The 21,674-nt window shown below is 71.9% G+C and carries 16 protein-coding genes; 4 read left to right on the top strand and 12 right to left on the bottom strand.

The features are described from left to right. Nucleotides 1-195: 195 nt before the first annotated feature. From proS to ftsY, 9 genes are all read right to left on the bottom strand, one after another. The gene (gene proS, locus KBX50_RS19615; protein WP_210938674.1) at nt 196-1,602 is read right to left on the bottom strand and encodes a proline--tRNA ligase; all 1,407 of its coding nucleotides are present in this window, start codon (nt 1,600-1,602) and stop codon (nt 196-198) included. A 147-nt stretch (nt 1,603-1,749) separates the two neighbouring features. Then, entirely contained in the window at nt 1,750-2,829 is a 1,080-nt protein-coding gene (locus tag KBX50_RS19620) for an amidohydrolase family protein (protein ID WP_210938675.1), read from the bottom strand. An 18-nt stretch (nt 2,830-2,847) separates the two neighbouring features. Then, nucleotides 2,848-3,435 (bottom strand): Uma2 family endonuclease, encoded by a 588-nt coding sequence (locus KBX50_RS19625; protein WP_210938676.1) that lies wholly within the window; start codon nt 3,433-3,435, stop codon nt 2,848-2,850. Nucleotides 3,436-3,502: 67 nt separating this feature from the next. Beyond that, nucleotides 3,503-5,062 (bottom strand): signal recognition particle protein, encoded by a 1,560-nt coding sequence (ffh, locus tag KBX50_RS19630; RefSeq protein ID WP_210938677.1) that lies wholly within the window; start codon nt 5,060-5,062, stop codon nt 3,503-3,505. A 218-nt stretch (nt 5,063-5,280) separates the two neighbouring features. After that, on the bottom strand, nt 5,281-7,662 hold the full coding sequence (locus KBX50_RS19635) for a [protein-PII] uridylyltransferase (protein ID WP_210938678.1): 2,382 nt from the start codon (nt 7,660-7,662) through the stop codon (nt 5,281-5,283). A gap of 11 nt (nt 7,663-7,673) precedes the next feature. Continuing rightward, nucleotides 7,674-8,012, bottom strand: a complete 339-nt coding sequence (locus KBX50_RS19640; RefSeq protein WP_166458079.1) for a P-II family nitrogen regulator — start codon at nt 8,010-8,012, stop codon at nt 7,674-7,676. Between the two features lie 25 nt (nt 8,013-8,037). Then, nucleotides 8,038-9,303: an ammonium transporter gene (locus tag KBX50_RS19645; protein ID WP_247674047.1), complete on the bottom strand. Its 1,266-nt coding sequence runs from the start codon at nt 9,301-9,303 to the stop codon at nt 8,038-8,040. 330 nt (nt 9,304-9,633) lie between these two features. Then, nucleotides 9,634-10,497, bottom strand: a complete 864-nt coding sequence (locus tag KBX50_RS19650) for an aminoglycoside phosphotransferase family protein (protein WP_170863284.1) — start codon at nt 10,495-10,497, stop codon at nt 9,634-9,636. Between the two features lie 6 nt (nt 10,498-10,503). Beyond that, nucleotides 10,504-11,688 (bottom strand): signal recognition particle-docking protein FtsY, encoded by a 1,185-nt coding sequence (ftsY, locus tag KBX50_RS19655; protein ID WP_093401704.1) that lies wholly within the window; start codon nt 11,686-11,688, stop codon nt 10,504-10,506. A gap of 186 nt (nt 11,689-11,874) precedes the next feature. Between ftsY and KBX50_RS19660 the strand changes: the two genes are divergently transcribed. Both KBX50_RS19660 and KBX50_RS19665 read left to right on the top strand, forming a co-directional pair. Beyond that, nucleotides 11,875-13,584, top strand: a complete 1,710-nt coding sequence (locus KBX50_RS19660) for an alkaline phosphatase D family protein (protein ID WP_210938682.1) — start codon at nt 11,875-11,877, stop codon at nt 13,582-13,584. A 43-nt stretch (nt 13,585-13,627) separates the two neighbouring features. After that, nucleotides 13,628-14,149 (top strand): DinB family protein, encoded by a 522-nt coding sequence (locus tag KBX50_RS19665; RefSeq protein WP_210938684.1) that lies wholly within the window; start codon nt 13,628-13,630, stop codon nt 14,147-14,149. Nucleotides 14,150-14,254: 105 nt separating this feature from the next. Here the strand turns inward: KBX50_RS19665 and KBX50_RS19670 are convergent, their stop codons facing one another. The 3 genes from KBX50_RS19670 to KBX50_RS19680 all read right to left on the bottom strand — a co-directional run bounded on the left by KBX50_RS19670 (nt 14,255) and on the right by KBX50_RS19680 (nt 18,963). Beyond that, the gene (locus KBX50_RS19670; RefSeq protein ID WP_210938686.1) at nt 14,255-14,878 is read right to left on the bottom strand and encodes an HAD family hydrolase; all 624 of its coding nucleotides are present in this window, start codon (nt 14,876-14,878) and stop codon (nt 14,255-14,257) included. Continuing rightward, nucleotides 14,878-18,492, bottom strand: coding sequence for a chromosome segregation protein SMC (smc, locus tag KBX50_RS19675; RefSeq protein WP_210938688.1), 3,615 nt, complete (start codon nt 18,490-18,492; stop codon nt 14,878-14,880). Before smc ends, KBX50_RS19670 begins: the two co-directional genes overlap by 1 nt. Before the next feature lie 276 nt (nt 18,493-18,768). Next, the gene (locus tag KBX50_RS19680; protein ID WP_093401709.1) at nt 18,769-18,963 is read right to left on the bottom strand and encodes a hypothetical protein; all 195 of its coding nucleotides are present in this window, start codon (nt 18,961-18,963) and stop codon (nt 18,769-18,771) included. A 371-nt stretch (nt 18,964-19,334) separates the two neighbouring features. Between KBX50_RS19680 and KBX50_RS19685 the strand changes: the two genes are divergently transcribed. Beyond that, nucleotides 19,335-20,699, top strand: coding sequence for a CAP domain-containing protein (locus KBX50_RS19685; RefSeq protein ID WP_307871017.1), 1,365 nt, complete (start codon nt 19,335-19,337; stop codon nt 20,697-20,699). Nucleotides 20,700-20,807: 108 nt separating this feature from the next. After that, entirely contained in the window at nt 20,808-21,650 is an 843-nt protein-coding gene (locus KBX50_RS19690; protein ID WP_210938693.1) for an endo alpha-1,4 polygalactosaminidase, read from the top strand. The last annotated feature ends 24 nt before the right edge of the window (nt 21,651-21,674 follow it).

Here is a 21,674-nt window from a genome sequence, read left to right on the forward strand (position 1 = left end):
CGACCAACCGCCCCGGCTCCCACCTCCCGCCCCGCCCCGACCCTCGCCGTCCCGCCCACCCACCCGCCCCCCCCTCCGTTGATCATGCGGTTAGCGGCAGTTCAAGCGATCAACTGTGCCGCCAACCTCATGATCAACCAAGGCGGGGCAGGCCAGGCCAGGCCGGGCCGGGCCGGGGGGAGTGCGGGGAGGGGGTCAGTAGGCGCGGGCGAGGATGGTGAGGAGGTCGGGCTCGTCCTCGGTGTCGGGGACGGTGCCGTCGGCACGGACCAGGCAGCGGACGGTGACGCCCTGGGCGTTGGCTTTCGCCTCGCCGTCGACGCCGACTGCCGACCACGGGACGCGGGCCCAACCGGTGGTTGCCGCCTCCAGCGCCTCGTCCAGCGTCGCCACGTCGACAGTGCGCGACTCACGGAAGGCAAGCGCCTGGTCGTGCAGCGCCCGCTGGTCGGCGTCGAGGGCGGCGAGCACCGCACCGACCACGTCCGCCACCGGCGTGGGTGCCTTCGAGCCGTCGGTACGGCGAACCACCACCGCGTTGCCGGCGGCCAGGTCGCGGGGACCGACCTCGACGCGTACCGGATAGCCGCGCAGCTCGGCATCGACGGCCCGGCGGCCGAACGGGGTGTCGGTGCGGTCGTCGAGCGCGACCCGGACACCGGCGTCCCGCAGCGCGTCGCGCAGCTTGGCCGCCGCCTCGGTGACTCCGTCACCGTCCTTGACCACCATGACGTACGCCTGGGTCGGCGCCAGCCGCGGCGGCACCCGCAGCCCGTTGTCGTCGCCGTGGCACATGATCAGGCCGCCGAGCATTCGGGTCGAGGTGCCCCAGGAGGTCGTCCAGGCGTGCTCCCGGCCACCTTCGGCCGAGGAGTAGCTGATGTCGAAGGCCTTGGCGAAGTTCTGACCCAGCTCGTGACTGGTGCCGAGTTGGAGCGCCTTGCCGTCGCCCATCATGCCTTCGCAGGTGTAGGTGGCGGTTGCTCCGGCGAAACGCTCGCGGGCGGTCTTGAGCCCGACCACCACCGGGATGCCGAGCACGCTCACCATCAGATCCTCGTACGCCTCATGCAGGATCTTGCGGGCGTAGGCGCGCGCGTCCTCCCGGGTGGCGTGCGCGGTGTGCCCCTCCTGCCAGAGGAACTCGCTGGTCCGCAGGAACACCCGGGGGCGCAGCTCCCAGCGGACCACGTTGGCCCACTGGTTGAGCAGCAGCGGCAGGTCGCGGTAGGAGTCGATCCACTTGGCCATGAACTCGCCGATGACCGTCTCGCTGGTGGGTCGCACCACGACCGGTTCGGCGAGCTGCTTGCCACCACCGTGGGTGACCACGGCCAGCTCCGGCGAGAAGCCCTCGACGTGCTCGGCCTCGCGCTTGAGGTAGCTCTCTGGGATGAACAGCGGGAAGTAGGCGTTCTCCGCGCCGGCCGCCTTGATCCGGTCGTCCATCTCGGCCTGCATCCGCTCCCAGATGGCATAGCCGGCCGGTCGGATCACCATGGTCCCTCGCACCGGCCCGTTGTCGGCCAGCTTCGCCTTGGCAATCAGATCCTGGTACCAGCGAGGAAAGTCCTCTGCCCGGGGAGTAAGCACGCGCGCCATGACCGCACATCCTATGCGCCCACCCATCCCCGTATCTTCTCCCCCGCCTCACCGCCGCGGTGATCAAGAAGTTTGCGTCGCCCGAGGGCTCGGATTCCGACGCAAACCTCTTGATCAACCGCGCAGGGTGGGTGGGGTGGGTGGGGTTTAGGGGAGGGGGTGGCCGCGGAGGATCAGGCGGGTGGGGGTGCGGAGGGCGGTCAGGTCGGCCCGGGGGTCCCGGGGGTAGACGGCGAGGTCGGCCAGGCCGCCTTCGACGAGGCCGGGAAGGCCGAGCCAGGCGCGGGCCCCCCAGGAGGCGGCGGCGAGCACGTCCAGGGCGGACATGCCGGCCTGCTCGTGCAGCAGGAGCATCTCCTCGACGGCGAGGCCGTGGTCGATGCCGCCACCGGCGTCGGTGCCGACGTAGATCGGCACACCCGCCTCGTACGCGGACCGCACCACCTGCGGGAAGCGGTCGCGCAGGGCGAGCATGTGCTCGGCGTACCCGGGGAACTTCGCCCGGGCCTGGTCGGCGATGTGGCCGAAGGTGCGAATGTTGATCATCGTGGGGATCAGCGCGGTGCCCTGCCGGGCCATCAGGTCGATCAGGTCGAGGCTGAGCCCGGTGCCGTGCTCGACCGAGTCCACCCCCGCCCGCACCATGATCTCCACCGCCGACTCGCTGAAGGTGTGCACGGCGGCGCGTACCCCGGCGGCGTGCGCGGCGGCCACGGCGGCGGTCATCGTGTCGGCGTCCCAGGCCGGCGCGAGGTCACCGACGCCCCGGTCGATCCAGTCGCCGACCAGCTTCACCCAGCCGTTGCCGGCGGCTGCCTGCTCCGCCACCGTCGCGGCCACCTCGGCGGCACCGACCTCCACACCGATGTCGCGCAGGTACCGCTTGGGCGGCGCCACGTGCCGGCCGGCCCGGACCAGCCGGGGCAGGTCGGGTTCGTCGTCCAGTTCCGGGTACGGGAAGGGCGATCCCGCGTCCCGGAGGGCGAGGACGCCGGCGTCCCGGTCGATCCGCGCCAACCCGCGCGCCTGATCCAGCGAGGTGATCGGTGCCCCGCCCCGGGCGATGCCGATGTGGCAGTGCGCGTCCACCAGACCGGGCAGGATGAAGCCGCCGTCGGCGACCGTCTCCGCACCCGGCACCCGTTCGAAGGTGACCCGGTCGCCGACCAGCCACAGGTCGCGTACCTCGTCGTCGGGCAGGAGCACACCGCGCACATGCAGAGCCATGCGCACAGTCCTACCCGATCACTCCCCGTCGCGTGCCAGAAGCCCCGCCCGCCGCGCGGTCAACGCGGGCAGGTCGACGGACACCTTCCACGGTCGCTCGGTGACGAAAAGATCCTCGGTGTGGGCGGCGACCTCGTAGTCACCGGACGGACTCAGGGTGTATTCCGTAAGCGTCATCTTCTCGTGCAGCGGATCGACGACCCAGTACGACCGGACCCCGGCGTGGGCGTAGACCTTGGCCTTGTCGTACAGGTCACGGAAGGTCGACATAGGCGAGAAGACCTCGACGGCGAGCAGCGCGTCCTCGACCGGGACGGGCGAGCGGTTGGCGTGCTCGCGGCGGATGGCGACCACGTCGGGTCGAGGTTCGTTGCACCTGTCGATCCGCATCGACAGGTCGATGCTGACCAGGTAGTCGGGCGGGCAGTTGCCTTCGAGCGCGAGCAGCAGCTCGACGCAGAGGTCCTGATGCAGGGCGGTCGGCGACGGCACGATCAACCGTCCGTTGACCAGTTCGTACGGAAGGTCCTCCGGCAGCTCGCCGAGGTCGTCGACCGTCCACTCCGAGCGCTCGGGTGGGATGGGCAGCATGGGGGCCACGGTCATGACTCCTCCTTCCAGGGGGCGGCATCACCCTAAGCGCCGACAACACCACCCGCCGTCACCGACACGCTCAGCGGGGCGGCTTGCCGTCCTTGCCGAACTTGTTGAAGTCGATCTTCGGCAGCTTGAAGCCGGGCGGCAGGCCCTGACCGGCGGCCAGGTCGTCGGGGTTCATCCCCGGGGGCAGCTGCGGCATCCCGCCCGGGAAGCCACCCTGCACTCCTCTGGTGCCGGCGCCGCTGCGTGGCCGGTTGCCGCCCTTGGTGCCCTTGCGCTTGTTCTTCGGCGACTTGGTCGCCTTGCGCCGCCCGGCCCCGGGCAGGCCCATCATGCCGCCCATCTGCTTCATCATCTTCTGCGCGTCGGTGAAGCGGTTGAGCAGCTGGTTGACGTCCATCACGGTCACACCGGAGCCGTTGGCGATCCGGGCCCGCCGGGAGCCGTTGATGATCTTCGGGTTGGTGCGCTCGGCCGGGGTCATCGACCGGATGATCGCGGTGATCCGGTCGAAGTGCTTGTCGTCCAGCTCGGCGAGCTGGTCCTTGACCTGGCCCATGCCCGGCATCATGGCCAGCACGTTGGCGATCGGCCCCATCCGGCGTACCGCGATGAGCTGGTCGAGGAAGTCCTCCAGGGTGAACTGCTCGCCGCCCATCAGCTTGGCGGTCATCTTCTCCTTCTGATCGGTGTCGAAGGCCGCCTCGGCCTGCTCGATCAGAGTGAGGACGTCGCCCATGCCGAGAATCCGGCTGGCCATCCGGTCGGGGTGGAAGACGTCGAAGTCCTCCAGTTTTTCGCCGGTGGAGGCGAACAGGATCGGCTGCCCGGTCACCTCACGGACCGACAGCGCGGCACCACCACGGGCGTCGCCGTCGAGCTTGGAAAGGACCACGCCGGTGATGCCGACGCCGTCACGGAACGCCTCGGCCGTCCGCACCGCGTCCTGACCGACCATCGCGTCGATGACGAAGACGACCTCGTCGGGGTCGACCGCGTCGCGGATGTCGGCGGCCTGCTGCATCATCTCCGCGTCGATGCCGAGCCGTCCGGCGGTGTCGACGATGACGACGTCCCGGGCGGCCCGTCGGGCGTGCTCGATGGAGGCCTTCGCGACCTGCACCGGGTCACCGACGCCGTTGCCGGGCTCCGGGGCGTACACCTCGACACCGGCGCGGCCACCGAGCACCTGGAGCTGCCCGACGGCGTTGGGACGTTGCAGGTCGGCGGCGACCAGCAGGGGCTGGTGGCCCTGGGCCTTGAGCCAGCGGGCCAGCTTGCCGGCGAGCGTGGTCTTACCGGAGCCCTGGAGACCGGCGAGCATGATCACGGTGGGCGGCTGCTTGGCGAACTGGAGCCGTCGCCCCTCGCCGCCCAGCACGGCGATCAGTTCCTCGTTGACGATCTTGATGATCTGCTGGGCCGGGTTGAGCGCCTGCGAGACCTCGGCGCTGCGCGCCCGCTCCTTGACGTTCGCGATGAAGCCCTTGACCACCGGCAGCGCGACGTCCGCCTCCAGCAGCGCGAGGCGGATCTCGCGCGCGGTGGCGTCGATGTCGGCGTCGGTGAGACGTCCCTTGCCGCGGAGCTTGGTGAAGATCCCGGAGAGGCGGTCACTCAAGGTGTCAAACACGCGAACATCCCGTTTGTCAGTGTTCCGATGAGCACGAACGAGGCCGGGTGAGCTGTCCGACCACCGCTAGGGTAGCCCGCCACCCACACCCCCGCTCCCGCCCGCCCAGCCCCCAGGAGAGCCCGGGCGCCACGATCTGTGGCAGCTGCGGTATCCGACACGCCGGCCAGTTGACACCCTTACTGCCACAGATCCGGCGCCGGAGTCAGGGCGGGCGGCTACACGGCGGCGAGGACGGCGGCCTCCAGGCGGGCCCGTTCCTCCTCCGGAGGCCAGCCACCGACCAGGTAGAAGGCGTCGACCACGTCGCCACCGAGGGTGGCGATCCGGGCCGCCCGGACCTGAGCGCCGGCCGCGTCGAGCGCACTGGTCACCCGGTAGAGCAGGCCGGCAGCGTCGGCGGCACGCAGTTCCAGCAGTACCGCGTCGGTGGCGGCGTCCCGGTGCCAGACCACCCGCGGTTGGGCCCCGGCCCCCCGTGCGGCCAGGGCCCGACCGCGTAGCCGCTGGGTCACCGACACGTCACCGCGCACCGCGCGGCGCAGGTCGGCGCTCAGCGCCACCGGATCCGGAGCCAGTCCGTAGCGCGGCTGCACCCGGCACTGCACCAGGGCCCGCCCGTCCACCGTCGAGGCGTCGGCGGCGAGCACTTCCAGCCGGTGCAGGGCCAGGCAACCGGCCACCGTCGCGAGCAGGCCCCGACGATCGGCCGCGGCCACCGCCACCCGGTCCCCGGTCAGGTGTACGACCGGCAGTGGCCCGGCCACCAGCGCCGGGTCCGGTGCCGGCGGGGCGGGTACGTCGCCCGTGTCGAGGGTGGTGCGGACCCGGGCGACCAGCTCGGCGACCAGCCGGCCCTTCCAGTCCGACCAGGCGGCCGGGCCGGTGGCGGCAGCGTCGGCGCGCACCAGCGCGTACAGCAGGTCGAGGGTGGTGACGTCGCCGACCGACTCGGCCACCCGGGCGATGGTGACCGGGTCGGACAGATCCCGCCGGGTGGCCACCTCGGGCAGCACCAGGTGCAACCGGACCAGCGTGCCGATCAGCGTCGCCTCGGTGGCCGGCAGGCCGATCCGGGTCGCGATCCCCTCGGCGATCGGCGCGCCCACCACGCTGTGGTCACCGGGGAGCCCCTTGCCGACGTCGTGCAGGAGCGCACCGAGCAGGAGCAGGTCGGGGCGATCCACGTCGCGGGTGTGCCGGCTGGCTTCGGCGGCCGTCTGCACCAGGTGCCGGTCCAGGGTGAACCGGTGCACCGGGTTGTGCTGGGGCAGGCTGCGCAGCCGGGTCCACTCCGGCAACCATCCGTCGATCAGCCCGTACCGGTCGCAGGTCTCCCAGGCCGGGATCATGCCGGCCCCGGCACCGAGCAGCGTGGTCAGGGCGGCGCGGGCCTCGGCCGGCCAGGGCGTCGGCAGCGGCGGGCAGTACGCGGCCAGCCACTCACAGGTGGCCCGGGCGATCGGCAGTCCGGTGGTCGCCGCGGCGGCGGCCACCCGCAGCGACAGGCTGGCGTCGGGGCGGGCGCCGATGGCGGTGCGGGCCAGCACCAGTTCGCCGTCGTGCTCGACCACGTCCCGGGCGACCGGGCGGCGCAGCGGCCTCCCGTCGGCGCCCCGACGGCGACCGGACCGCAACCGGTCGGCGGCGCGGAAGGCGTCGTCCAGGGCGTGACTGATGGTCCGGGCGTCACCGGCGACCCGACGCAGCAGGGTGTCGCCGTCGCCGTCCTCGGGACGCGGCGCAGGGCCGGACCGCTGGTCCGGTGACGTGCCGGCCGGCTGCGGCGGCACTCCGCCCGGCGGAACGCCCTCGGCTACGCCGGATGGTGTCCGACGCAGACCGAGCAGGGCGGCCACCCCGGCGCGCTCCTGGGCGAGCAGCCGGTCGACGCGCCGGCCGACCTGCTGGTGCAACGCGTCTCGGGTGTCCAGCAGCCGCAGGTGTGCGGCGTGCACGGCGGGTCGTAGCGCGTCGGTGATCCCGGCGGTGGCGATGGCCCGCAGGATGCCGACGTCACGCAGCCCGCCAGCCGCCTCCTTCAGGTCGCCCTCCAGCAGGTGGGCCAGTTCGCCGTGGGCCTGCCAGCGGGCGGCGGTGCTCTCCCGCAGGGGCGCGAGTTGGCGGACCGCGGTGCGCCGCCAGTGGTCGGTCGCGCTGCTCACCAGCGTGTCGGCGAGGTCCGGATCACCGGCGACGAGCCGGGCGTCGAGCAGCCCGAGGGCCACCTTGACGTCGTCCTGGGCGACCGACAGCGCCTCGGCGACGGTCCGGACCGAGTGGTCCAGCCGCAGCCCGGCGTCCCAGATCGGATACCAGAGGGCGGCGGCCAGTTCGTCGATGCCGGGCACCCCGGCGTGCACCAGCACCAGGTCGAGGTCGCCGTAGGGAGCGCACTGCCGACGGCCCAGCCCGCCCACCGCGAGCAGCGCGACGCCCGGCCGGTCCGGCAGCAGCCGGGCCAGCCAGGCGTCGTACGCGTCGGCCCGGGCCCGACGCGCCGTCGCGCCGACCCCGGCCGGTACGCCGACGACCTCGTTGACCAGGAGGTCAGCGCTACCGGGGGGTTCCGAGGCTGTCCTACTGGTCAACGAGGTCATCGATCATCGCCCTACAGTGCGTCCAGGCCGCGCTCGCCGGTGCGGACCCGGACGACCTCCTCGACGGCGGTCACCCAGACCTTGCCGTCACCGATCTTGCCCGTCCGGGCGGCCGACACGACGGCGTCGACGATCTTCTCGACGTCGATCTCGTCGGTGAGCACCTCCACCCGGATCTTGGGCAGGAACTCGACGGTGTACTCGGCGCCCCGGTAGACCTCGGTGTGGCCCTTCTGCCGCCCGTAGCCCTGGACCTCGCTCACCGTCAGACCGGCCACGCCCAGCGTGTGCAGGGCCTCCTTGACGGCGTCCAACTGGTGCGGCTTGATGACCGCGGTCACCAGCTTCATGTCCAACCCCTCCATTCCCGAAACGTTAGCCGGCGACCTTTTCGCTTACCGGTTCGGTGGGCTCGGTCTTCGACGACGACGCCGAGGTGCCGATGCCCGCGGCGGCGAACGCGCCACCGCCACCACCCGTGGAGCTGAACTCGTACGCGCTCTCCGCGTGCTCGGCGTTGTCGATGCCGTCGACCTCGGCGTCAGCGCTGGCGCGGAAGCCGATGGTCTTGTCGATCACGAAGCCGATGAGGTACGCGACCACGAACGAGTACGCCAGCACGGCGACCGAACCGAGGGCCTGCTTGCCCAGCAGCGTGACACCACCGCCGTAGAGCAGACCGTCGTTGCCCTCACCGGCCAGCACCTCCATCGCCAGGAAGCCGATGAGCAGCGAACCGATGATGCCGCCGACCATGTGCACGGCGACCACGTCGAGCGAGTCGTCGTACTTGAGGCGGTACTTGAGGCCGACGGCCAGCGCGCAGACGACACCGGCGATGACACCGAGCGCGATGGCGCCGAGCGGCTCCAGGAAGGCACAGGCCGGGGTGATGGCGACCAGGCCGGCGATGGCGCCGGACGCCGCACCGAGGGTGGTCGGCTTGCCGTCGCGGAGCTTCTCCACCACCAGCCAGCCGAGCACCGCGGCGGCGGTGGCGACCTGAGTGTTGATGAAGGCGATCGCGGCGGTGCCGTTGGCGGCCAGCGCCGACCCGGCGTTGAAGCCGAACCAGCCGAACCACAGCAGGCCGGCACCGAGCAGCACCATCGGCAGGTTGTGCGGCTTGAAACTGTCCTTCGGCCAGCCGACCCGGCGGCCGAGCACCAGCGCCAGGGCGAGAGCCGCGGCACCGGCGTTGATGTGCACCGCGGTGCCACCGGCGAAGTCGAGCACACCCAGCTCGAAGATCCAGCCACCGCCCCACACCCAGTGCGCCACCGGGAAGTAGACCAGGGTGGCCCACAGGCCGGCGAAGAGCAGCCACGGGCCGAAGCGGGCCCGGTCGGCGATCGCGCCACTGATCAGCGCGACGGTGATAACGGCGAACATCAACTGGAAACCGGCGAACAGCAGGTCGGGGATGCCACCCTCGGTCCCGCTCTCCAGCATGCCGCGCAGACCGGCTGCGGAAAGATCACCAGTGATCCCGCCGACGTCCTCACCGAACGCGATGCTGTAGCCGTAGAACACCCACAACAGGCTGACCAGGCCGATCGCTCCGAAGCTCATCATCATCATGTTGAGCACGGACTTGGACCGGGTCATGCCCCCGTAGAACAGCGCCAGGCCGGGCGTCATGAGCAACACCAGCGCGGCTGAAGTCAAAATCCAGGCGGTGGCACCAGAATCTAGCTCCGGCACGCTGCCTCCTCTCGGGTTGTTTTCTCCCTCCCTCCCGGCACCGCGCAGCATCGCCCGTACGCCGGTTGCGCGGAAGCCTGGTAGTCCGCTGTTTCGCCAAGGGTCCCCGGCTGGTTTCCGAACCGTGACGGCTTGTTTCGGACGTGTGAAGAAAGACGCACACGTCAGCGCTTCGACGGGGGTGGATCGGCCATTTGGTGCCGGTCTATCCCCCCGACGGCCCACAGACCGTCGGAAAGCCTCGTCGGCGGAGGACCCGGCCGTCGCTCAGCGCAGGGCGTGCTCGAGGGCGTGCCGCTCGTAGTCGAGCAACCGCAGATCCCGCATCGGCCGGCGCAGGTGGCCCTTGTGCACGATCCGGACGAACGCCGGCTCCCCCGCCGCGGCCATCCGCCGGATGCCCTCGACGTGGTCGACGATCCGCTTGCGGATGGTCCGGATCAGCCGGTGCCGGTCGCGCGGAATCAGCCCGTACGCGTCGGCGAAGAGCCGCAACCGACGGGGCCGGTCGGGGCGCTTCCAGCCGAGGGTGATGGAGTCCCGGTCGGAGAAGATCGGCACCCAGGTCCACGCGGCGTACGCCACGTCGTAGATCCGGGCACCGGGCGAGGCGAGATCGAAGTCGATCAGCCCGAGGGTGCCGTCCGGCCGCCAGATCACGTTGTGCGGTGCCGCGTCGTGGTGGCAGATGACCTCGGTGTCCGGCGGCGGTGGGCCGAACGAGCGCCACACCGCCTGCGGCGGCGGCACGAAACCGTACTGGGCGTCGTGGAACATCCGCAGCATGGTGGCGACGGTGACCAGTGCCTCGTCGGTGACCCAGTGCGGGGCCAGCGGGTACTCCCCGCACTCCCCCTCCAGGTACGACAGCACCTCCCGGTTGCGCTCGTCCATGCCGAGGGCACGGGGGGCACCGGTGAACCCGACGTACTCCAGGTGACGCAGCAGGGCGTGCACCGACGGGGTCCACGGCCCGGCGTTACGCCGCACCGTGTCGCCGACCCGCACCACGGTGCTCACGTTCCCGCCGTGCAGCGGGATCTCCTGCGAGGTCACGTACGGTCTCCCGAGGCGCTGCGACGGGTGGCTCGGGTCGCGCCAGCCCGCGTACGCGCGATCGTCTCTGGTCACCCGAGGTTACGCGGTCTGACCGGAGGACTCGGTACCCAGCAACGCGTCGACGAACTGCGCCGGGTCGAAGGGCGCCAGGTCGTCCGGGCCCTCGCCGAGGCCGACCAGCTTCACCGGGATGCCGAGCTTGCGCTGCACGGCGATGACGATGCCGCCCTTGGCGGTGCCGTCGAGCTTGGTCAGCACCACCCCGGTGACGTTTACCACCTCGGTGAAGACGCGCGCCTGCTCCAGCCCGTTCTGGCCGGTGGTGGCGTCGAGCACCAGCAGTGTCTCGTCGATCGGGCCGTGCTTCTCCACCACCCGCTTGACCTTGCCCAGCTCGTCCATCAGGCCGATCTTGTTCTGCAACCGGCCGGCGGTGTCGACGAGGACCGTGTCCACGCCGGTCTCGATGCCGCGCTTGACCGCGTCGAAGGCGACGCTGGCCGGGTCGGCGCCTTCGGGGCCCCGGACGGTCTCGGCCCCGACCCGCCCGGCCCAGGTCTGCAACTGGTCGGCGGCGGCGGCCCGGAAGGTGTCGGCGGCGCCGAGCAGCACGCTGCGGCCGTCGGCGATGAGCACCCGGGCGATCTTGCCGCAGGTGGTGGTCTTGCCCGCGCCGTTGACCCCGACCACGAGCAGCACCGCCGGCACACCCTCCTTCGGAGCGGTGTGCAGCGACCGGTCCAGCCCCGGGTCGAGCGCGTTGACCAGCTCGGCGGCGAGCAGGGACCGCAGCTCAGCCACCGACCGGGTACCCAGCACCCGGGTGCGCTCCCGCAGCCGGTCGACGATCTCCCGGGTGGCGTCTACGCCCACGTCGGCGGTGATCAGGCTGTCCTCGATCTCCTCCCAGACGTCCTCGTCGAGCCGGTCCCGGCTGAGCAGGCCGAGCAGGCCCTTGCCGAACACGTTCTGCGATCGCGACAGCCGGGAGCGCAGCCGCACCAGCCGGCCAGCGGTCGGCTCGGGCACCTCGACGGTCGGTGCCGGTGCCTCGACCGGCGGCTCGACCAGGACACCGGTGGACAGATCGGCCTCCGGTGCCTGCACCGGCGGGCCGGCGAGGTCCTCCTCCGCCCGGGTGTCGACCTCCGTACGCGGCAACGGCGGCTGCGGCCGTCGACGCAGCCGCGGCACGACCAGCCCGATGCCGCCGAGGATCAGCAGACCGAGCAGGGCGAGAGCGATGAGGAGGTAATCCGTCATGCCGGAATCCTGTCAGATGCCGGCGATCACGTCTCAGCCACCGCTCCCGCCGGGCGCGGCGGTTCCCCGCCGCCCGACCGCTCCCGGCGTCCGCCCAGGAAGCGGCGGTAGTCTCGGCCACAGTTGGCAGTGGTGCGCCGCCGGCCGGGTAGTAAAGGATGAAGTTCTCTCGTCTGGAGGTCCCGTATGCCCGCCGAGCTGCTCATCGGCCCCCTGCTGCGCCGGGTCGTCGGCACTCGGGCCACGGTCTGGGTGGAGACCACGGCACCGACGGTGGTCACCGTCCGCACGGCCGGCGGCGCGACCGGCACCGCCCCCACCTTCAGCGCGTACGACCACCACTACGCCCTGGTGGTGGTCGACGGGCTCAACCCGGACAGCACGACCCCGTACGAGGTGCTGATCGACGACGAGGTGGTCTGGCCGCAGCCGGACAGTCGTTTCCCGCCCAGCGTCATCCGCACCCGGGCCAGCGACGACCGGGACCAGCCGGTCCGGCTGCTCTTCGGTTCCTGTCGGGAGACCACCCAGCACGCGACCACCCGCAAGTTGCCACCGGACGCGCTCGACGCGTACGCCCGGCGGGTGATGGCCGACCCGGACCCGGCGGCCCTGCCCGACCTGCTGCTGCTGCTCGGCGACCAGGTCTACGCCGACGAGACCTCGCCGACGGTGAAGCGTCTGCTGCGCCGCCGTCGGCGGCGCCCGGAGGGTGCCCCGAAAGACCAGGTGGTCAGCTTCGACGAGTACACCAAGCTCTACCTGGAGTCGTGGCGCGATCCGGAGATCCGCTGGCTCCTCTCCACCCTGCCGAGCGTGATGATCTTCGACGACCACGAGATCATCGACGACTGGAACACCTCGGCCTCCTGGCGCGCCGAGATGCGCGAACAGCCATGGTGGGCCGAGCGGATCGCCAGTGGGTTGGCCTCCTACTGGGTGTACCAGCACCTGGGCAACCTCTCACCGGACGAGATCGCCGCGGACCCGGTCTTCGCCAAGGTGAGCGCGGCGGAGGACGCCACCGGGGTGCTGCGCGAGTTCGGCGCGCGGGTCGACACCGAGGCCGACCTGGCCCACGACACCGAGCGCTGGCGGGCGGTGCAGTACCAGTGGAGCTACGCGCTCGACCTGGGGCGCACCCGGCTGGTGATGCTCGACAACCGGTGCAGCCGGGTGTTGCAGCCCGGTCGGCGGGCGATGCTGCCGCCCGGGGAGTGGTCGTGGTTCCTCGACCGCGCCCACGGTGGCTACGACCACCTCGTGGTCGGCTCCTCGCTGCCCTGGCTGCTGCCGCCCGGCATCCATCACGTCGAGACGTGGAACGAGAGGCTGGCGGACTCGCCCCGGCCGTGGGTCGCCGGCCTGGGCGAACGGCTGCGCCGCGCGCTGGATCTGGAGCACTGGGCCGCGTTCCGCCGCTCGTTCGACGCGCTGGCGGAGCTGTTCGCCCGCATCGGCGCCGGTGCGCCCGGTACACCCGACGACCGCAAGGGCGCCGGGCCGGCGTACCCGCCACCGGCGTCGATCAGCGTGCTCTCCGGCGACGTGCACCACTCGTACGTGGCGCGGGTCAGGTTCGCCGACCCTGGTGTGCACACACCGGTGCACCAGCTCACCTGCTCGCCGATCCACAACCAGGTGCCGGCCGGAATGCGCCCGCTGATGCGGCTCGGGTGGGCGCGGGGCCCGGCCGGGGCGGCCCGTGCCCTGGCCCGCACGGCCGGGGTTCGCCGCTCTCTGATCAAGTGGCGCAAGCTGGCCGGGCCCTACTTCGGCAACGCGGTGGCGACACTCACCCACGCCGGACGCGGGGCCGAGGTGGTCATCGAGGGCACCACCGGTGACGGTCACCTGCGGCAGGTCGCCCGGCACCGGCTCGCCGACGGCCGCTGAAAAGCTGTCGTCGGTTGTCAGACATCCGGGCCAGAATGCCCGGATGACATGGACAGCACCGGCGGTCGACCGGACCCCCGAGCCCTACGTCGGCGACGAGCGCACCATGCTGGAGGGCTGGCTGGATTATCACCGGCAGACCCTGCTGCTCAAGTGCGCGGGCCTCACCGCCGAGCAGCTACGCACCGCGAGCGTGGAGCCCTCCGGCCTCACCCTGCTCGGGCTGGTCCGGCACCTGGCCGAGGTGGAGGCCTGGTGGTTCCGGGAGAACTTCGCCGGCAAGCCTGTCGACTACCCGTACTACACGGAAGACGATCCGGACGCCGACCACGACGTCAGCACCGCCGACGCCGAGGCGGACTTCGCCACCTACCACCGACAGGTGGCGCTGGCCCGCGCCGCCGTCGTCGGTCGGTCGCTCGACGAGACGTTCACCGAGGTGGGCCCGAAAGGACGCACGTTCAACCTGCGCTGGGTCTACGTCCACATGATCGAGGAGTACGCCCGACACAACGGGCACGCCGACCTGATCCGCGAACGCATCGACGGTGTCGTCGGCGAGTGACGGAGAGCGTGGCTGGTCGGCACCGGTTGCGGCACGTCGCGGTCACCCGTCGGCGGGACACCGCGACGTGCCGCGACCCGGGCGCGGAAAGTGGTCGGTGCCGGCTCAGCCGGCCAGGGCGGCGCGCAGGTAGCGCAGGTCGGCCGGCCCGTTCCAGCGGTACGCCGACAGCCCGGCGGCCCGGGCCCCGCTTATCGCCCGGTCCTCGTCGTCGACGAAGAGCACCCGGGCCGGCGGCGTGTCCAGCGCTCCACAGGCGGCCTGGAAGTACTCGGGCGCCGGCTTGTGCACCCCGATGGCCGAGGAGTTGACCACCACGTCCAACTCGTCGGTGAGACCCAACGCGGCCAGGTCGGCGTCGAGCAGGTCGGTGGCGTTGGTGCCGAGCCCGACCCGAATGCCGGCGGCCCTCGCCTCGCGGACGAACGTGAGCACCTCGGGGTCGACCTCACCGCGATAGCGCTGCCACTGCGCCACCGCCGCACGCGCCCGCTCGGCGTCACCCCCCACGGACGGCGTGAGCGCGTCGGCCACGCTTGTCATCCAGTCGGCGTGGCTGACCTGGCCGGTGAGCACCGGTTGCAGCCGCCCCCACTGCATGGCGATCTCGCCGAGCACACCGGCGGAGAGACCGTACTCCCGCTCGACGCCGGCGGCGACCGCCGGATCCCAGCGCCGCAGCACACCGTCGAAATCCACCAGGAGCGCCGTCGCGCGTTCCCGAGCCACTACCCGTTCTCCTCGCCGCGGCGCTGCCGCTCGTCATCCCCGTCAGCCCGGTTGAGCCGTTGACTGATCACCTGGGTCACCCCGCCGCGCATGGTCACACCGTAGAGCGCGTCAGCGATCTCCATCGTCCGCTTCTGGTGCGTGATGACGATCAGCTGACTCTTCTCCCGCAGCTGAGCCAGCAGGGTGATCAGCCGGCCCAGGTTCACGTCGTCGAGGGCCGCCTCCACCTCGTCCATGATGTAGAACGGGCTCGGCCGGGCGCGGAAGATCGCCACCAGCATCGCCACGGCGGTCAGCGACCGCTCGCCGCCGGAGAGCAGCGACAGCCGTTTGATCTTCTTGCCCGGCGGGCGGGCCTCGACCTCGACGCCGGTGGTCAGCAGATCGTCCGGGTCGGTGAGGATCAGCCGGCCCTCACCGCCGGGGAACAGCACGGTGAAGACCTGCTCGAACTCCCGGGCGGTGTCGGCGAAGGCGCTGGCGAAGACCTCCAGAATCCGCTCGTCGACGTCCTTGACCACGGTGAGCAGGTCCCGCCGGGTGGCCTTGAGATCCTCCAGCTGCTCGGAGAGGAATTTGTACCGCTCCTCCAGCGCCGCGAACTCCTCCAGGGCGAGCGGGTTGACCTTGCCCAGCAGGGCCAGCTCCCGTTCGGCCTTGGCGGCCCGTTTCTCCTGCACCGGGCGTTCGTAGCGGACCGGCTCGGGAACCGGCAGGCCGTCCCGCTCGGCGGCGGCCACCTCCGCCTCGGTGGCCGGCACCAGCTGGCTCGGGCCGTACTCGGCGACCAGGGTCTCGACCGTCAGGCCGAAGTCCTCGGCGGCCTTGGCCTCCAACTGCTCGATGCGCAACCGCTGCTCGGCGCGGGCGACCTCGTCCCGGTGCACCTGACTGGTGAGTCGTTCCAACTCCGCACCGAACCGTTTCGCGGCGGCCCGCACCTCCTGCAGCTCCGCCTCGCGGGTGGCCCGTTCCCGCGCCACCGCGTCGCGGTGCTCCTCGGCCCGGGCGATGCTGCTGGTCAGCTGGGTCAACGCCGTCCGCGCGCCACCGGCCACCGCGCGGGCGATGGCGGCGCCCCGGGTACGCGCCGCGCGCCGGGCCGCCGCCCGTTCCCGGGCCGCCCGCTCGGCACCGGCCTGCCGACGCAGCGAGTCGGCCCGCCCGGCGATCGAGGCGACCCGTTCCTCAGCGGTACGCACCGCGAGCCGGACCTCCATCTCGTTCTGCCGCGCCTGCGGCACCATGGCGGCGAACTGGTCGCGTTCCTCGGTGGAGGGTTCCGCGTCGATCGGGGTGGCCTCGGCCAACCGCAGCCGCTCCTCCAGCTCGGCCAGGGTGGTCAGGTCCCGTTCCCGGGCCGCCTCGGCGCGGGAACGGGACTCGCCGAGGCGGTCGGTCTCCGCCTTTGCCGACCGAGCGGCGGCACCCAACTCGGCGAGCCGGCGTGCCGCGGCGTTGCGGTGGCTCTCCGCCTCCCGCTTGGCCGCTGCGGCGTGCTGCACCGCCTCCTTGGCCTTGGCCACCTCGGCACGCGCCTCAACCAGCTGCTCCCGCAGGTCGACGCTGGTCCGCTCGGCCGCCAACCGATTGGCTCGGGCCTCCTCGACGGCCGCCTGCACCTCGATGTAACTCGGTGCCTTGGCCGACCCGCCGGCCGCCGCGTACGCGCCCACCACGTCACCCTCCCGGGTGACCGCCCGCAGCTCAGGATGTGCGCTGACCACCTCGGCGGCGGCGGACAGGTCCGCCACCAGCACCACGTCCCGCAGCGCCCGGTACACCGCGGGCCGGATCTGGGCGTCGCAGTCGACCAGGTCGGGTGCCCACTGGGCGCCGTCGGGCAGTTTCGGACGCAATGCGTCGGCCGAGCCGGTCATTCCCGGCCCGGCGGGGCTGCCGACGAGCAGTCCGGCCCGCCCGGCGTCCGAGATCTTCAGCAGCCGCATCGCCTCGACCGCCTCGTCCACGCCGGTCACCGCGACCGCGTCAGCCAGCCCGCCGAGCGCCGCTGCGAGCGCCGCCTCGTGACCCGGAGCCACCGTGAGCAGGCCGGCGAGGCCGCCCAGCAGGCCGGGTACCTGGTCGGCGCGGGCCAGCAGGGCCCCCGCGCCGTCCTTGCGGCGCAGGCCCAGAGCGAGCGCCTCCTCCCGGGCCTTCCAGGTGGCGGCGTCCTTCTCCGCCGCCCGTTCCGCATCCGACAGGGACCGGACCGTGGCCTGTGCCTGTTCCTGGGCGGCGACGGCCTCGGCGTGCCGGGCGTCCAGGTCGGCGTTGTCGCGGTCCGCCTCGGTGGACTGCTCGGCGACCGCGTCCAGCTCGGCTTGGGCCCGCTCGGCGCGCGCCATCGCGTCGGTGTGCGCGGCGGCGAGCCGCTCGATCTCCTCCCCGGCGCTTGTGGTCCGCGCCCGCGCGGAGTTCACCTGCCCGGTCAGCCGGGCCAGGCCCTCCCGCCGGTCGGCGATCGCCTTCGCGGCGGCGACCAGTTCCCGCTCGGCGGCGGCGAGCTGCCGCTCCAGCTCCTGGCGGTGCTCCACCGCCTCGGCGAGCCGGACCTGGTCGTCGGTGAGCGCCGCGCGCAGTTCCTCCTCCTGCTCGCGGACCCGTTCGGCCTCGGCCTCCAGTTGTTCCGGGTCGCGGCCCGGGCGTTCGTCGTCCGGCGTGGCGGTCAGGTGCCGCAGCCGTTCGACGGCGAGCTGCTCGATCGAGCGGAACCGCTCCTGCAACGCGGAGAGCTTGTACCAGGTGTCCTGGGCGGCGGCCAGCAGCGGGGCGTCGGAGGCCAGCGCCTCCTCCAACTCGCCGAGGCGGGACTGCACCTCGGCGTGCTCCGCCTCGACCTGCTCCCGGCGCTGCCGAAGCGCGGTCTCGTCCGCGATCTCCTTGTCCAGGGTGGTCCGCAGGGTGGCGAGGTCGTCGGCAAGCAGCCGTAGCCGGGCGTCGCGCAGGTTGGCCTGGATCACCGCGGCCCGGCGGGCCACCTCGGCCTGCCGCCCGAGAGGTTTGAGCTGTCGGCGCAGCTCGGCGGTGAGGTCGGTGAGCCGGTTGAGGTTGGTCTGCATCGCGTCGAGCTTGCGCAGCGCCTTTTCCTTGCGCTTGCGGTGCTTGAGGACGCCGGCCGCCTCCTCGATGAACGCCCGCCGGTCTTCCGGCTTGGCGTGCAGCATCCCGTCGAGCCGGCCCTGCCCGACGATGATGTGCATCTCCCGGCCGATGCCGGAGTCCGACAGCAGTTCCTGAATGTCGAGCAGTCGACACGAGTCGCCGTTGATCTCGTATTCGCTCTCGCCGGAGCGGAACATCCGGCGGGTGATGGAGACCTCGGTGTACTCGATCGGCAGCGCACCGTCGGTGTTGTCGATGGTGAGGGTCACCTCGGCTCGGCCCAGCGGGGCGCGCCCGGCGGTGCCGGCGAAGATGACGTCCTCCATCTTTCCGCCGCGCAACGCCTTGGCGCCCTGCTCGCCGAGCACCCAGGCGATGGCGTCGACGACGTTTGACTTGCCGGAGCCGTTCGGGCCCACCACGCAGGTGATCCCCGGCTCCAGCTTGAGCGTCGTCGCGGAGGCGAAAGACTTGAAGCCCTTCACCGTCAGGCTCTTGAGATGCACCTTCTCGATCCTCGTCCGGTGGCCGCCGTACCGTCGCCCGGCTGCGCGGACCCTGGTAAACCCGCAGACTAACCCGGGACCGGGTGGCGCACCCGACGCGACCCACCTGCCGGCCGTCGAACACCGACCGGACCGCACCACCGCACCGAACGGCCGATGCGATCGGCTACGCACAGAGCTGCGCGCCGGCACATCGTGTCGGCGCGCTCAGAGCGGTGGTGCTATTCAGTTGTGGCGACCAGTTGGGTGCAGTCGCCTGTGCGGCGACCAGGTAGGTCAGGTCAGCGCGGGCTCGGCCAGACGAAGCAGATCGTCTGCCTCCGCCGCAGCCGCCGCGAGCCGATCGTTCTCGGCACGCAGTCGCGTGACCTCGAACTCCAGTGACTGAACCCTGGCACGCAGTCGGGTGACCTCGTCGAGCAGGCGCCGGTCGGGCGCCGCACCTACGTGGCCGTAGAGGGCCTTCGCCATTTTTACTCCTTGATGTGCGCTGCCGGAGAGGCCGGCCAACGCGCGCCCCTGTGAACGCGACTACCATTCCCACAATTTCTGGGCATGGCCGGGCGCGACTGGCGACATCACCATATTGAGCCGACAGCCCCTGCTTCGTCAAGTTCACGCAGGCCGTAGATCATCTCGGCGTCGGCCACACCCGTCTCGGGGGACTGCCACGAGGCGCGGACACGCTCTGTCCGGACGCCCCGACTCTACGCTCCGGAATCACCGAATACCTCACCCGGACGTACAGGCTCCTCTTAACTCTTCCTTAGCCAGATTGCTGCTGCTCAGACACAACACGTAGCGTCACCCCGGCCCGTAACTGACCCGTGGAGGCGACAGGCGTGCACGGCTGGAATGATCCGATCGACCCGGAGCACACCCCGCGCCGAGCGGAACCACCGACCGACGACCCGGCCTGGTTGACCGACCGGCCGGCGCCACGGTCGTCCTACCTGTTCGGCGACGATCCGGAGGGCCCGTCCGACGGGTGGTACCGCGACCAGCCGACCGAGCAGTGGCGGTCCGACGCCACGCAGTCCTACCAGGCGACGGAGGCGTACCAGCCGGCGGAGCCGTCATACCCGGCGACGGGGCAGGACTGGTACGACGCCTCGGGCCCGTTCCACCACGACACCTCGGGCTCGTTCCACCAGGAGACCGGCTCGTTCCACCCGGGGACCGGGCGGCACCACCGCGACGACGACCGCACCGCCGTCCATGCCGCCGATTGGCCCACGCAGCACGCGTCGCCGCAGGACAGCTCGTACGCCTACGATGATCGGCTCGACCGGTACACCGATCAGGCCGTCGGGTACCCCGACCGGAGCAGGGCGTACGCCGAACCGGTCGTCCTTCCTCACTACGGGCCGCAGACCGGGCACCGGGAGGTGGCCGGGGTCGACGAGCCGGCACTCGAACCGACCGCTCCGGCCCGTCGGTCCCGCCGGCTGCCGCGCCCCCTGGTGATGGGCGGTGCCGCCGCAGCCGCCACCCTCGTGGTGAGCATCGGCGTCGCGGCCCTCGCGCTGCCTGGTGACGACACCCCCACCAACTCCACGGCCGGCGAGGCACCGGTCGCCAGCGCGCCCGCCGTGCCGGAAGAGGATCAGGAACTGGCGCTGGACCTGTCCGAGAGCCAGAGTCCGAGCGCCACTCCCAGCCCCAGCGCCTCCCCCAGCACTGCGACGGCGTCGCCGTCACCGAGCCGGACGACCCGACCCAAGCCCGCGCCCTCGCGCAGCACGGCCCCCTCCCGGCTCAGCGCCGAACGCCAGGGCAGCCCGAGCCGGGCCGCCTCCGCCAGTCCGTCCTCCTCCGGCGACGTCGCCTCGGAGGCGGCCGAGGTGGTCGCGCTGGTCAACGCCGAGCGGGCGAAGGCCGGCTGCGACGCCCTGAGCATCGACGACAAGCTGATGACCGCCGCCCAGCGGCACAGCCAGGACCAGGCCGACCACAAGAACATGTCGCACACCGGCAGCGACGGTAGCGATCCCGGCGACCGGATCGATCGGGTCGACTACGCCTGGCGCACGTACGGCGAGAACGTCGCCTGGAACCAGCGGACTCCGGCGGCCGTCATGGACGCCTGGATGAACAGCGACGGACACCGTGCCAACATCCTCAACTGCGCCTTCACCGAAATCGGCGTCGGCGTGGCGAGCAGCAACGGCCCGTACTGGACGCAGGTGTTCGCCGCACCACGCTGAGCGCGAGTCCTTGTCGGGTCTGCGCTCGTTTGACCGGGTGGGTACGCCGAGACCCGGCGTACCGGCTCGGGCGGCCCGACGCCGCCCCCGCGACCTGCGGAGCTGGCGATGCGGTACGGCCTGGGCGGGCGACCGGCGCGGTGGATGCACCGCCGGGCGCTGCCGGCCGGTCTGACGTTCACGCTGCTGGTCACGGCTGCCGCCTGCCGGCCCGACCTCACCCCGCCCGGGGCACCGACAAGTTGGCCGACCAGTGCGGCGCGGCACTGGCAGTGGCAGTGGCAGTTGGACGGCGTGCTCGATCCGGACGTCGAGGCGGACGTCTTCGTCCTCGACCCGGTCGACACCACCGCCGCGCAGACCGCCGAGCTGCGCTCCCGGGACCGTCGGCTGGTCTGCCAGGTGCACATCGGGTCGGTGCGTCCGACCGACCCCGACGCCAGCCGCTACCCGGCACGGGTACGCGGCGCGACGATGGCACGCAGCGGGCGTGTCTGGCTGGACGTCCGCCGGTGGGACATCCTGCGGCCGGTGCTGGCCGACCGGCTCCGGCTCTGCCGTGGGAAGGGTTTCGGCGCGGTGGTGTTCGCCGACGCCGACGGCTACGACCACCGTTCCGGCTTAGCGCTGGAATTCGACGACCAGTTGACGTTCAACCGCCGGGTCGCCACGCTGGCCCGTTCGCTCGACCTCTCCCCCGGCCTGCTCGGCAACCTGGCGCAGGTCGCCGCGCTCGCACCGGACTTCGACTTCGCCGTCAACGAGGAGTGCGTACGGCTGGGCCGGTGCGACAAGCTGCTGCCCTTCGCCGACGCCGGCAAGCCGGTGTTCCACGTCGAGTACACCGGCGCCACCACCGACTTCTGCGTGACGAGCGTCGGCTACGGCTTCGCCTCGATCCGCAAGAACCGCACCCTGGACGCCTGGCGCCTGCCCTGCCCGTCCCCCTGACGCGGTCACCGAGGGGCCAGCCGG

The organism is Micromonospora sp. C51 (assembly GCF_018070435.1).
In the GTDB taxonomy this organism is placed as follows: domain Bacteria; phylum Actinomycetota; class Actinomycetes; order Mycobacteriales; family Micromonosporaceae; genus Micromonospora; species Micromonospora sediminimaris.